Source organism: Curtobacterium sp. MCBD17_035, from assembly GCF_003234815.2.
Classification (GTDB): domain Bacteria; phylum Actinomycetota; class Actinomycetes; order Actinomycetales; family Microbacteriaceae; genus Curtobacterium.
This window is the reverse complement of the sequence record NZ_CP126279.1, coordinates 135754-147857: the sequence shown is the minus strand read 5'-3', so window position 1 is coordinate 147857 and position 12104 is coordinate 135754. Positions and strand designations below refer to the sequence as shown.

The following is a 12104-nucleotide window of genomic DNA, read 5'->3' as shown; positions in this document are numbered from 1 at the left end:
CCCGCGCCACGATGCCGGCCATGCTTCCCCCAGAGTGCGATCGGTGAGAAGTACGAGCGACTCTCACTCAGGCGCGATGCTAGCGAGCGGCGTGACGGCGCTGGGCACCCCTGTCCGAGGGGTGTGCCGTGTTTCCGGGGGTCGAGGGACCCGTTACTGTCAGGACCCTCATCCAGCCGAAGTCATGGCGGCCCACGGAGCCCCGCTCCGGCTCACCGCGCCATCGCGAGCACGTCCCCCACCAACCGCACCGCGTCCTCCTCGCTCACCGGCAGGGCGAACACCGTCCGGTAGTACAGCGGTGCGATCACGTGGTCGAGGACCTGGTCGACGGTCGGCGGCGCCTCGCCACGGGCAGCGGCCCGGCCGATCACGGCGGCGGCCTGCTCACGCCGCCGCTCGGTGACGGCGCAGTGCACGACGAGATCCGTCCGCGCCGACACCATCGCGCGCAGGAACCGTGCGCGCTCGATCCGGCCGATGTCCCGGACCACGGCGGTGGCCCAGCCGATGAGGTCGCCGTCGAGCGACCCGGTGTCGGGGACCGGGTCCCCCTCACGCGTGAGTGCCGCCACCGTGGCGTCCTGCAGGAGTGCGCCGACGTCCGGCCACCGTCGGTACAGCGTCGTCGGGTTCACGCCGGCCCGCTCGGCGACGAGCGGGAAGCTGATGCGCTCTGCGCCCTCGCCGACCAGCTGGCCGACGGCCGCGTAGACGGCCTCGAGGACGCGCGCGCTCCGGCCGCCGGGACGGCTGACCGGTTCCGAGGAGGGCATGCCTCCATTGTCGCAACGTCCATTGCTTTTGTGTCGACCCTGGCCTACCGTTCTTATCGCAACGATCACTGCGTTAAGGAGGTCCGTCCGCATGCCGTCCCGACCCGTCGCGTTCGCCATCGCCGCTGCGTCCGGCACGGCGATCCTCACCGCCGCCTCCGCCCCCGCACCCCTGTACCCGACGTACCAGCGGTTGTGGCACTTCTCAACCTTCACCCTCACGGTCGTCTTCGCGGTCTACGTCGCGGCACTGCTCGTCGCCCTGCTCACGGTGGGCGCCCTCTCGGACCGGGTCGGCCGCCGTCCGGTGGCCTCGGCGTCCCTGCTCGTCCTCGCCGTCGGGATGCTCGTGTTCGCCGGCGCCGACGGGACCGCTGCGCTCATCGCAGCCCGGGTCCTCCAGGGTCTCGCGGTCGGCGCGGCCACCGGCACACTGACGGCCATGATCGTGGACGCAGCCCCGACCTCCCGGTCCGGCTCGATCGTGAGCAGCGCGGTGCCCTCGCTGGGCATCGCCGTCGGCGCCGTGCTCGCCGGCGGCCTGGTCGAGTACGCGCCCCTGCCACGCCAGCTCGTGTTCTGGGTGCTCGCCGCGGTCGACCTCGCGCTCGCGGCGCTGGTCTGGAGGGTCGGCGAACGAAGCGAGGACCGTCCGGTACCGCGCGAATCGCTCCTCCGGTCGCTGCTGCCGACCGCGGGCCTCCCCCGGGAGGTCCGCCCCACGTTCCTCGCGCTGCTCCCGCTCATCTGTGCCGCGTGGGCTCTCGCGGGCCTGTACCTGTCGCTCGGGTCGTCCGTCATCGGCGGCGTGCTCGGCGTGCAGGACCACTTCGTGGTCGGGGTCGTCCTCGCCGTCTTCTTCGTGGCCGGGACCGCGGGGACCGCACTCGCCTCGACCGTCCCCGAACGGCTCCGCTCGGTCGCGGGGGCCGCCGTGCTCGGTCGGGAGGCCCCGGGGCACCAACGCGGTCAGGTCTTCGCGACGATGTACATCGTCAGCTACGCCGCGTTCAGCATGCCGGCGCTCGGCGCTGGGCTCGCCGCTGGCGTCTGGGGCCTGCAGCGGACCGCCGTCGCGTACGGTGCGCTGGTGGTGGCGCTCGTGGTCGTCGCTGCGCTCGTGCACCTCCGCGCCGGCAAGCGGACGGCTGCGGCGACCGGCTGACCCGCGCCGAACGCCGAGGCCGGCTCCTGCGTGCCCGTGCCGCACACGCCATCAGGCTCGGTGATGAGGGACTGCTGCAGGTTCAGTTGACTCTGACGTGCCCTACTGCCCGGTTACCCGTTCCCTGTGGAGGCCAGGCGGGGATGGGTGTCGTGCGCCGACCGATGCGCTACCCGGACTTGCTCATTGCGACAGCTCGCGGTCGAGACGATCGAGGAGACTTTCGAGGGAGACCTCGAACTCCTCGTCGCTCCGGTCCTCGCTGAGCAACGCCCGGAGTCGACGGACTTCCGGCGCGGCGTCCAACGACATCGATCCATCTCCCTCAGGGACCGTGGCGCCTCCTTCGTCGAGGGGTTCCTCAGCGGGCCCTGCTTCGGCTCCGCGGACGACGGACTGCAGCAGCAGCTGCCCGAGCAGGAAACTGCTGAAGGCGCGGTAGGCGTTCACGGCCTGTGCATCGGTGAAGCCGTTCCTGGTCAGCGCGGTCAGGAACGTGTTGACGACCTCGATGCTCCGAAGCGGTGGACGCAGCCACGGTGCTGCCGGGTGGCGCGTGGCCACGAGCGGGAACGCCTTCGGGTGGCTGTCGGCGATCCGTCGCACCTCGTGCGCGACCGTCTGCAGGAAGACCTGCCAGTGCTCCCCCTGCGCTTCCTCGAGCTGCGAGGTCAGTTCGCCCATCAATGACGCGACGACCCCCTCGAGGAGGTCCTCTTTCCCGTGGACGTACCGGTAGAGGGACATCGCCTCGACACCGAGTTCCTGCGCGAGGGATCGCATCGACAGGCCCTGCGTGCCCGACCGGTCGATCTGCCCGAGCGCGGTCTCGACCACGAGGCCGCGACTGAGCCTCAGCGCTCCCGATCCTGACCGGTTCGTCCTCGGATGCTCCGCCACGGACACGCCTCCCTGCTGGTTCGCGATCCCGCGCCTCCCGGTCACCGGGAGGCAGCGACCGGTCCTGGTGACGGTACCCGCGCTTACGGCGTAAGTTCCGACGTGACTTACGCCGTAAGCCGGACAAGCGCGCCAGGTTGTGCGCACCTCGAGACTCCGCACCTGCGCTCGGACGACGGCGCCGTTGACAAGGAGAAGCACGTGATCGACAACAGCGGCATCGACGAGCTCATCGGCGCCAGCGTTCGCGGGGCCGATGACGTGAACCTCGAAACGGTCGGCCAGGTCTCCGTCGTCAACGAGACGCGGCGCGCCGCGATGGTCACCACTCGCACGGGCGCGTTCGGCTCCTCCGAATCCTTCTCGCGCCTGGACGACGCGGACTTCGAGGGCGGCGTCCTCCGGGCGGGGTACGAGAAGCCGTCTGTGAAGGACGCGCCGAGCACCGCAACGGCAGAGCGAGGCAACGCTCCGCGGAGCCCGCAACGCTCGCGGGCTGCAGCTCCCCGGGGCCAGACACGGACGCTGTTCGGCATGGCACTGCGGTCCATGCGCATCGTGTGCTGCCGCTCCGTCTGGCGCGATCACCACACGCAAAGAGGGAATGTCAGATGAAGTTGGGGAACTCGGAACTCGATGCCTTGCGGCGGTCACCGCGGGAGTGGCGACGCCGAGGGCTGACGCCTCCGAGCGAGCTCGCGGCGATGATCGAAGCTCGCGTCCGCGAGGACAGCTCGATCACCGTCAGTCCGCAAGCCGCAGACGCGATCGAAGACCGCGGCGAGTACGTGCCGCCCTTCGGTGTCACGGGGCCGAGGTACGCCGACTTCTTCAGGTGAACGACAACCTCAACGGGAACACCAGCAGGCGGCGGCGACTGTGGGGGACCCGAGTCGCCGCGAACCGGGGTGGACCGTCGACTGGGACACCGGAACTCAGGTCCGCGCCTTCCGGTCGCGCCGGTCGCTCGATGGCGAACGCCGAAGGATGCAGGGCATGACCACGACCAGTGGGAGCCACGCGCCGGTCCGATGAGGAGCAACCAGGAGATCGAACCTTGCCAGCAGGATGAGGATCATCGAGACCGTGGGCACCTGACAGACGAGAGCCCTCGTCCGAGGCCGAGCGCTCTTCTGGAGACCGGTCTGCAGATCGATCACGCTGGCGGGTCGTTTGCCGGTCTCGGGGACCCGCGCGTTGGGCGGATGCAGGCACCCCGGCTCGGCCTCGCTGGCTGGGTTTCCCCTGGGCCGGCTTCGATTTTCCCACTTTTTCGGGTAAACCCTGATCAGGAGGGGCTTCGGACTAGACGTCGAACAGCTGCTCGGCGCCGGCCCGGATCGACGCGAGGCGCTTCGAGACCGCGCCTGCCGTCCGCAGTGGTCGTGTTCAGGAGTGTGACGCCGTCACCCTCGCCGATCTGCGATCGCTTGGTTCGCGAGCGCCAGCGCACCGGGGAGGTTGAAACCGCTCGAGGTGGTCGACCGGTCAGTCACTCGAGGAGTCTCGATGCGCGGGGCGAACGACACATTCGGACGCTTGCGCAGGACCTCAAGCCAGTGTTCGATGACCTCGTTCTCAGCGGGGAAGACGTCGGCGAAGATGATGGGTAAATCAGTAATCTGCAGCATCATGTGGGCTGGCGAATCAGCGCGTCCTTGAGCTAAGCGCATCACGGTGTCGAGCGTCGCGGGGAACACCACGAAGCACTCCGAGGTACCGCTCTGTCCGTCCCGCCAGGAGTGCGGGACGGACGGCTCGTCCCAGTCGTCGAGCCAGACCTGGCCGTTGGCGAGGGCTCGGAGCGCATTGACCGACACGAACGCCGTCGCGCGGGTCGAGACCGACAGGTTCACCACGACGTCCGGGGTGGTGAAGCGCAGCCAGTTGACCCACCAGGGCACGAGCGAGGCTGAGATCGAGCCCGACACGTGCAGGTGCAGCTCGTGGCCTGCGAAGGGCGTTAGCGACGACTGCGTGGTCAATTGCGCTCCCCAGTCGTGACGCGCCCCTCTGGCCTGATGTGTTCCCACTCGGAGACCAGGATCGGCTGTACCCGCTGGTCGTCGACTGCGGAAGGGAAGAAATTGACGAGCAGGAACTGGAAGCGCTCGTCCGTGCGTGAGGGGAGGAGACCGCGCGCGGCATCGGTGACGAGCTCGTACGGCGTGCTCGACGTGATCCAATCGAACCGCGAGTAGTTGGCCTTCATCACCGACAGCTGTTGCATGGCGTCGAAGAGCGCCTTCGGCCCGCGGCTCCGCGGGTGGAAGACGACGTTCGTGATGTGGTGACCGATTGTCGGCGTGATGTCCTGCCACTGGGAAGGTGTCCCCGTCGTGTCACCGTCGCCAGTCCGGACGAGGAGGTGGACGTTCTGCACGCCGGGGTTCGGTGCGAAGAACCGCCAGCCGGGCAGCGTCCATCCACCGACGTACCGCCGGAGGTCGAGGTTGAACGAGTCCGGAGTGTTGAACAAAGTCGTCGCGATGAGGTGCGCGGTGAGCGCGCCGGCGGCCACCGCACCGATCGCTCGGCGAACTCTACGCAGCCGCATCAACGGCCTCCTCGACGACCTTTGCCACCTGTGCGGCGTTCTGACGGAACCCGATGACGGACCGGTGCGATGCGTCCGCGACGAGTCGGTGTGCCGCGCCGAGCTTCCGGGCGAGTTCGGCCTGCTGTGCGGCGTTCTCCTGGGAGGCGACGAGATACCGATTCGGGATGCCCCGAAGGACCTCGAGCGCCCGATCCGTGTCGAACTCGAAGTACTCGCGGGTCGCGCGGTAGATGTTGCGCGGACTGAATACGAACTGCACTGTGCCCATCTGTTGGTCCGGTTCGTACCGGGACTGGCGGTCCACGGCGTGCGGGGCGAAGTTGTAGATGCCGGTGAGCGCGGCGAACATGCTGCGCAGCTGCGACTGCAGGAACGACCCGACCCGCTTGCGGTCTCGTCGGTCGGTCGCGAGGAGGTCGGGGTCAGTCCCGTCGACCACGACCGCTGATGTGATCCTCCGGCCGGCCACGTCACGGTCGGCGTAGCCGGCGAGCGCCAGCACACCAATCGAGTGGGACACCACGACGAGCGGACCGGACGACCCGGTTTGCCGAACGAGCGCGTCGACGGCGGTGTGCGGGTCCGCCGACGAGGTCGTCTGACCGTACCCGCGACGGTGATAGGCGACGAGGTGAAAGTCGGAGCGGGCCATCGCGGACACCCAAGCCCAGGCGTCCAGCGGGTTGCCAAGGCCGGCTTCGAGGATCACCACGGGTGCCGTCGCGGGGTCGGTGCCGGCCGCCGTCGGCGGACTGTGCAGGTATTCGACCTCGCCGTCACCGACCGGGAGCAGCGCCGTCCCCTTCAAGCCGCGCCGCCGCTCGACGTCGATCGCCCGTTGTCCGGCCGCGTACGTGGCAGTCGTCGCGGTGATCGCGACGGCCGCCGTCAGGACGAGACGCTCGAGCCTGACGGAGGGCAGCGCATGCCGACCGACCACGTACTGGACCGCGCCATGCGAACCCGTGAAGCCCCAGATGAAGCGCGGAAGCTCCATGACCGCGGCGACGGCGACGTGGAAGCCCTTGACGCCGACGAGCAGGACGTTGCCCCACCGCTCGGGGACGACGTACACGATCGGAAACGCGATCTCCCAAACCGGCGTCGCCCAGGTCAGCGCCCGGGTCAGCCGCGGTCGCGACTTGAGGAACTTCGCCGCGGGACCGCTGCCGTACGCCTGGGTCTGGACGACCTCGCCGAGCGCATCGCCCTGCACCCAGCTCGACCCAAACAACTTCGCGAACCCGGAGACGAAGTAGCTCAGCCCGGCCTGCAGGTTCACGGCACGGAGGAACAGGTCGTCCGAGCGCTCGGCACCCGGGATGAGTGCGGAGACAGCCCGGTACTGCGTGATGACGGCGGTCATCTGGTCAGCGCCGTCCCGGCCGTACGGAGTGCGTACCTCGTTCAAGCGGTTGCATGCACCGATTACCGCCGAAGCGGCGATCTGCACGGGGCGACGGTTCCGGCCGAGCAGGAGCGCAACGGACGCCGCCAAGTTGACGGCGGCCAGCACCTTCGGGGTGGCAGGGGCGTCGAGGGCGGACGCCAGGCGGTGCCGCAGCGTCCCGGGGACGGTGCCGCGCGCGGAAACGCCCCGGAGGAGCCCGTCGCGCCGGTAGAGGGGTCCGATCGTGAGCGCCTCGACCGAGCTGAGGATCTGGCCGACGGCGATCGGCGCCATGGTGGCGTTGATCGCACGTTGCCGTGGGTCGTTGACGGATCGGCGGGGTGGACGGATGCGGTGCAGCAGCAAGACGTTGGCCTCCGGAGGGTGCGGACGAGGAGGGAAGCTCCCCGCTCGTCGCCGAGCGGGGAGCCGCGAGTCCTAGCAGATGAGGCAGATGGTGCTGCCGGCGACCACGAACTCGGCCGCGGCGACGATCGTCGGGGTTGTCATGGCCGGGATGGAGGCATCGGCGCGTGCGCCTGCTTCTGCGGACGACAGCGCCGTGTTTGCGAACGCCTGGACTTCGAGGACTTCACTGTTCATCGGATTCCCTTTCTCGTGTGCCGGAACGGTCGTCCCGGCATGGTGCACCTCGTGAGGAGGTGGCAATGGGGCAGCGCCTCGCAGTCGGAGCACGCTGCGTGCGCGACCGGCATCCGGGCGCGCGGGAGGCACCGACGGGGAGCGTGCGGTGCGACGGGACGTCAGGCGTTGCGGCTCAACGCTCGGCGTGGCGGAGTGCGAGATGACGAGCACGCGCGGGTCCGATCAGCGCGGCTGCAGTCGAGATCACTCGGTACTGAACATCACTCGAAGCCCCCGCTCGACATGTTTTCAGACGCCGGGCCCTGGACCGCCGTGGTCCACGAGCCTCGCGCCTTTGGCACCACTCCCCCTTGAAAGGGTGCCATGGCTGGCACGCTAACAGACGCAGAACGACCTGTCCACCACGGAGAACGGTCAGCCTCGGCGTGCCCACCGGACGAGCAGGAAGAGAGCGATGACCACGGCGACCGCCACGACCGACGGCAGGGATCCCGCCCCCGCCGATGAGCCCGCCAGGATCGCGAGGAGCGGGGCATCGAGAGCCCAGAGGATCCGAAGCAACGGCATCGGATCGCCGACCGCGGACGGTGCTGGTGTCATCAAGAAGAGCGGCGAGGGGCCCCGGAGGGCGTTGCTGACCCGCGCCGCGACCACGACCGTCGGGAGCGCGATTGCCCCCCAGATCGGCGCAGCGAGGGAACTGGCAGCGACGAACGTGCCGACGCCGACCGTGGACGCGAGTGTGATGACGACGCTGAACGCTACGGGGAAGATGCTGTGCAGGAAGAGCAACGATCCGTCGCTGAAGCCGTACAGGGGCTGGTCGCGCGACACCTGTGCGACATGCTGGACGCCGCGGGTCGAGGCGCCAGCCCCGACGTACACCAGGGCGGCGGCGACCGCTCCGAGGAGGGGCGCTGCCGTCACACTCTGCGCCGCGAGGACGAGCGCCAGACCGGCAGCAGCGATCGTGAGCACCCCGCCGACGAGTCGAGCCGGCGTCCGTAACGCGCCGACGGCGTCACGGACCAACACCATCACGACGGGCGACGCACCGTCGAGTACCGCGCGCAACTGACGTCCTGCCGTCGGGAGCGCTTGGTATGACTCGGACGCGGCAGCGAAATCGAGGCTGACCGCGTGGGCGATCGCGACGTTCCACTGGGCCGACTGTGCGGCGATGGTTGCCCCGCGAATCCTGTCGAGCAGCCACGGCATCACCACGACACCAACGACCGCAACCGTTCCAAGGACGACGATCCCCGGGACGTCGACCGTCGGGGTGGCCCATGCCCAGGCGCTCGGTGCAGCGTTTGTGCCGAGGAATGCGAGCGCGGCGGCCCCGATCGCGAGGACCGCGGCGAGGACCGCTGCTGCACGCGGGGCTGCCTGTCCGAGGAGCCAGCACAGTCCGGTCAGCACGCCGATGAGCAAACCACGCACCGCGAAGCCGAGCGCGCTCCCTTCGGACACCAGTCCGACGAATGCCAAGGCTGCCCCGAGGAACGTCGCTGCGCCGCCACCCACGGCCGCCAGAGCTGCGACCCCGACCAGGGTCTGCCGACCGAACGCGGTCCGGCCGGGGAGGTCACTTGACGTCAGCGCGTGGGCGAGGAACGGCGCTGCGACCGCGGGGCCGCGACTCCTGCCCACCATCAGTGCAGTCGACCAGACCGCGAGCACGACTGCCGCTGCGGTGACCGCGGCGATCGGTTCGGTCATCGCGACCGCGGTGGTCCGCTCGGTGACCGCCAACCAGGCGGCTCGCAGCACGGGTGCGCCGACGATGAGGGCGAACAGGACGAGCGAGTACGCGATGAAAGCACGGTCACCGGCCGCTCGTTGCTGTCGCCCGCGCCAAATCGCCGTCGCGGCTCGCAGACGCGGATTCACGATCGGTCCAGCTCAAGCACGCGGTCGGCGAGGCGCTCCGTCAGGGCCGAGCTGTGCGTCGCGACGACGATCGCCGCGCCACCCGACCGACGGCGGGCGAGCACGTCGCCGACCACCCCGACGCGCTCGTCGTCGAGCCGCTGCTCCGGTTCGTCGAGGACGAGGACGTCGAACGGTCGCGCGAGCACGAGCGCAAGTGCGAAGAGCTGCTGCTGTCCCGACGAGAGCTCGTGCGGGAACCGACGGAGGAGTCCGTTCAACCCCAGTTCCGCCAGCCCACCGAGAGCAGTCTCCTCAGCAACGTCCCGCTCGCGGAACCACGTCGCCGCGACGAGACGCACGTGGTCCTCGACGGTCAGGTCCGGCGCGGTCGGTGGCAGCCCGAGGAGTGACGCGACTCGTCGTCGGAGTGTTCGGTCCCGGCGGTCGACCGGTTCCCCGCCGATCGCCACCGATCCTCCCGTGGGCGTGCGCACTCCAGCGAGCACCTTGAGCAGCGTGGACTTGCCCGCCCCGTTTTGCCCTCGGACCACCAGCGCCTCCCCCGCGCGGACGGACGCACTGGTCGGCGGCAGCAGGACCATGTCGTCCACGACGACCACGACTCCGTCGATGTCGACCATCGGCTTCCCCTGAGTGCGCTGCAGATCGGTCACGACGGCGATCCCGCCAGGATGAACAGCCCGGAGATGCGACCGTCGTCCCAGAAGCTGATCCGGGCGGTGCACTCGTCCTGCTCGAACCGGAGCGGCGTGGTCGTGATCGTAAACCCGGAAGCGCGTGACACCCGGGTTTCACCACCATGGTCGAACGCACCGATAGCGTCCACCACCTGCGACCACGCCGCAGCCAAACCGTCCACCGAGAGGCGGGCACGCATCGCGTCGTCGAACCGATCGACAACGGCCTGCCAGGAACCGCGGGCCAGTTCGTCGACGACGGTGGTCGCACGCTCGACCACAGCCTCTTCGGCAGCGACCGGCGGCTCCGCTTCGTGGCCCGACACCGGCTGGGGCCGGCCGAACCGTTGGAACGCCGCCTGTCGGCTGACTCCCAGGACCTCTCCGACCTGCTGCCAGGTGACTCCGGACCGCCGCGCGGCCACGACCGCGGCGGACAGCATCGCCGTGGTCTGGTCCCCGAGCGCCCGCACCGCGGCGATCCGGTCGAGCGGCTGATCGGCTTCCTGCAGCACAGGAGACGCGATGATGCCGCCGACATCCCGGTACAGCTGGGTGGCGAGTTCGTACAGGTCGTCGGACACATGTGAAGCTTACCTTCACACAATGCCCGTACGTCAAGGAGCCTGGACAGGCTTCCCGGAAGCGCAGCCAGTCATTGTGAGTGATTCGACACGAGCAGAGACGGACCTCAAGCTCTGCGAAGACAGCGGCCAGTCATTCGTCACTTGTGCTCCTCGGTCGGGGTCGTCAGTGACGGCACGTCGACCCGGCGCCGGCCGGTTAGACCCTGGCCGAGCCAGCCAGCGCGTGCGTCGCAGACGGGAGGCGCGGTGCGGGCTGGCAGCGCGCCTTCCGGGTTACGTCGACGCCGCACGTACGGCGGTCCTGCTCGGCGGCCGCAATGGTGTGCCCACATCGGCCGTCGTCGCGGTGTTCCGGCCTGTCGGCAGAACGCACTGACTCGGGTCCGACCAGCCGGGCCATGGCAGCCGCGCGAACCGTGGACGAAGCCAAGGCCACGAGGTCGAAGGCGCTCGCGTTGAGCCTCCTCCGCGAGACCTTCGAAACGGACCCAGAAGCGTTGCTTCCCATCCTTCGCAACTTCTCGCAGCTCCCGCAAGCGAGAATCGATGAACTGAAGGAGGTCCTCGAACACACGACGCTGTCGCAACTGATCTCACTTGGACGCGAAGTCGGAAACAGGGTCGAGTTCCTCTCCGGACTCAACGCCGTGCTCTTCGAGCGTGCCATCAAGAAACGGATGCTCGAGCGGCGACAACTGCATCGCATCCTCGCGCACGAGACATGGCTCTTCGGCGAGGAATGGGCATCACCGGCGACGACGAGCGACTCATCGAAGTGTTGAAGAAGCACCTCAAGCTCCTCGGCCTCGATGTCGAACTCGCCGGCAGCTCACCGCTACTCCGAGAAGACGGCTCGGACGCAATCCCGGACCTCGTACTCGGACGACGCCTTGAGACGCGCGAGAACGAGTTCGCTCACCTTGTCATCGAACTGAAGCGTCCAAGCCACAGGCTGACAGATGAAGACGTCAGCCAGATCAGGAGCTACGCGAGCGCGATCACGAACGACGAACGCTTCGACCAGCCGAACTCTCACTGGGACTTCTGGCTGATCGGCAATGACGTTACCGGCTCGGTCGAAGATCAGCGGACACAGACGACGCTCCCACATGGCGTGGTGCAGAGCAGCAAGAAGTACCGCATCGTCGTCCGCACCTGGGCGGAGGTGATCGGCGATGCGGAGCACCGACTCAAGTTCGTTCAGGCGTCGCTGAAGTACGAGTCCAACCGAGACCAGGGCCTCGTGTCGATGCGCGACAAGTACAGCGAGTACCTGCCGCAGGAAGCGCTCGACGCGGCTGCCGAAGCGGACGACGCCAGATCGGCTGCGTAGCCACGCGCGAGCACGAAGAAGGCCCCCGGACGGATCCGGGGGCCTTCTTGCTAGGGCCTAACACGTTTCGTAAACAGTTTCACGGAGTTTCGTTAGGAGCCCCACTGGCGGGCCATTTGCAGGTCTCGGCGGTCCGCGCAGTTGAGCGGATGCCGAGCTCTTCGCTTGGTGTCGTGGTCTGAGTCTCCCCTGGACCTGCTCCGTTTTTCCCCTT

Annotated in this window: 13 protein-coding genes; 4 read left to right on the top strand and 9 right to left on the bottom strand. The window is 68.7% G+C overall.

Translation table 11 applies throughout. From position 1 onward, the window contains the following. Positions 1-212: 212 nt before the first annotated feature. Complete coding sequence (locus DEI93_RS00745) at positions 213-776, bottom strand: TetR/AcrR family transcriptional regulator (protein WP_111119542.1); 564 nt, start codon at positions 774-776, stop codon at positions 213-215. 91 nt (positions 777-867) lie between these two features. Between DEI93_RS00745 and DEI93_RS00740 the strand changes: the two genes are divergently transcribed. Continuing rightward, positions 868-1941, top strand: a complete 1074-nt coding sequence (locus tag DEI93_RS00740; protein ID WP_111119543.1) for an MFS transporter — start codon at positions 868-870, stop codon at positions 1939-1941. A gap of 183 nt (positions 1942-2124) precedes the next feature. On the opposite strand, the gene DEI93_RS00735 is transcribed toward DEI93_RS00740, so the two are convergent. Continuing rightward, positions 2125-2778 carry a TetR/AcrR family transcriptional regulator C-terminal domain-containing protein gene (locus DEI93_RS00735; RefSeq protein WP_258372214.1) on the bottom strand — a complete coding sequence of 218 codons (654 nt, stop codon included), beginning with the start codon at positions 2776-2778 and terminating at the stop codon, positions 2125-2127. A 264-nt stretch (positions 2779-3042) separates the two neighbouring features. On the opposite strand from DEI93_RS00735, the gene DEI93_RS00730 reads away from it, so the two are divergent. Next, a complete protein-coding gene (locus DEI93_RS00730; protein WP_111119544.1) occupies positions 3043-3456 on the top strand; it encodes a hypothetical protein in 414 nt (137 codons plus the stop codon). Between the two features lie 791 nt (positions 3457-4247). Here the strand turns inward: DEI93_RS00730 and DEI93_RS00725 are convergent. The 7 genes from DEI93_RS00725 to DEI93_RS00695 all read right to left on the bottom strand — a co-directional run bounded on the left by DEI93_RS00725 (position 4248) and on the right by DEI93_RS00695 (position 10554). After that, entirely contained in the window at positions 4248-4826 is a 579-nt protein-coding gene (locus tag DEI93_RS00725; RefSeq protein ID WP_111010292.1) for a CypD family RiPP peptide-cysteine decarboxylase, read from the bottom strand. After that, positions 4823-5398 carry a DUF5819 family protein gene (locus DEI93_RS00720; RefSeq protein ID WP_111119547.1) on the bottom strand — a complete coding sequence of 192 codons (576 nt, stop codon included), beginning with the start codon at positions 5396-5398 and terminating at the stop codon, positions 4823-4825. Before DEI93_RS00720 ends, DEI93_RS00725 begins: the two co-directional genes overlap by 4 nt. After that, positions 5385-7085 carry an alpha/beta fold hydrolase gene (locus DEI93_RS00715; RefSeq protein WP_220037862.1) on the bottom strand — a complete coding sequence of 567 codons (1701 nt, stop codon included), beginning with the start codon at positions 7083-7085 and terminating at the stop codon, positions 5385-5387. The genes DEI93_RS00720 and DEI93_RS00715 overlap by 14 nt, the downstream gene beginning before the upstream one ends. Positions 7086-7229: 144 nt before the next feature. Next, entirely contained in the window at positions 7230-7394 is a 165-nt protein-coding gene (locus DEI93_RS00710; protein ID WP_146244375.1) for a cypemycin family RiPP, read from the bottom strand. Positions 7395-7811: 417 nt separating this feature from the next. After that, positions 7812-9290 (bottom strand): hypothetical protein, encoded by a 1479-nt coding sequence (locus tag DEI93_RS00705; protein WP_111119548.1) that lies wholly within the window; start codon positions 9288-9290, stop codon positions 7812-7814. Continuing rightward, a complete protein-coding gene (locus DEI93_RS00700) occupies positions 9287-9913 on the bottom strand; it encodes an ABC transporter ATP-binding protein (RefSeq protein WP_111010295.1) in 627 nt (208 codons plus the stop codon). The genes DEI93_RS00705 and DEI93_RS00700 overlap by 4 nt, the downstream gene beginning before the upstream one ends. Before the next feature lie 29 nt (positions 9914-9942). After that, positions 9943-10554 (bottom strand): DUF3887 domain-containing protein, encoded by a 612-nt coding sequence (locus DEI93_RS00695; RefSeq protein ID WP_111010296.1) that lies wholly within the window; start codon positions 10552-10554, stop codon positions 9943-9945. 419 nt (positions 10555-10973) lie between these two features. On the opposite strand from DEI93_RS00695, the gene DEI93_RS00690 reads away from it, so the two are divergent. Together DEI93_RS00690 and DEI93_RS00685 are read left to right on the top strand one after the other, a co-directional pair. After that, entirely contained in the window at positions 10974-11339 is a 366-nt protein-coding gene (locus tag DEI93_RS00690; RefSeq protein ID WP_220037863.1) for a hypothetical protein, read from the top strand. Beyond that, positions 11297-11890 carry a hypothetical protein gene (locus DEI93_RS00685; protein ID WP_220037864.1) on the top strand — a complete coding sequence of 198 codons (594 nt, stop codon included), beginning with the start codon at positions 11297-11299 and terminating at the stop codon, positions 11888-11890. The genes DEI93_RS00690 and DEI93_RS00685 overlap by 43 nt, the downstream gene beginning before the upstream one ends. Positions 11891-12104 lie beyond the last annotated feature (214 nt).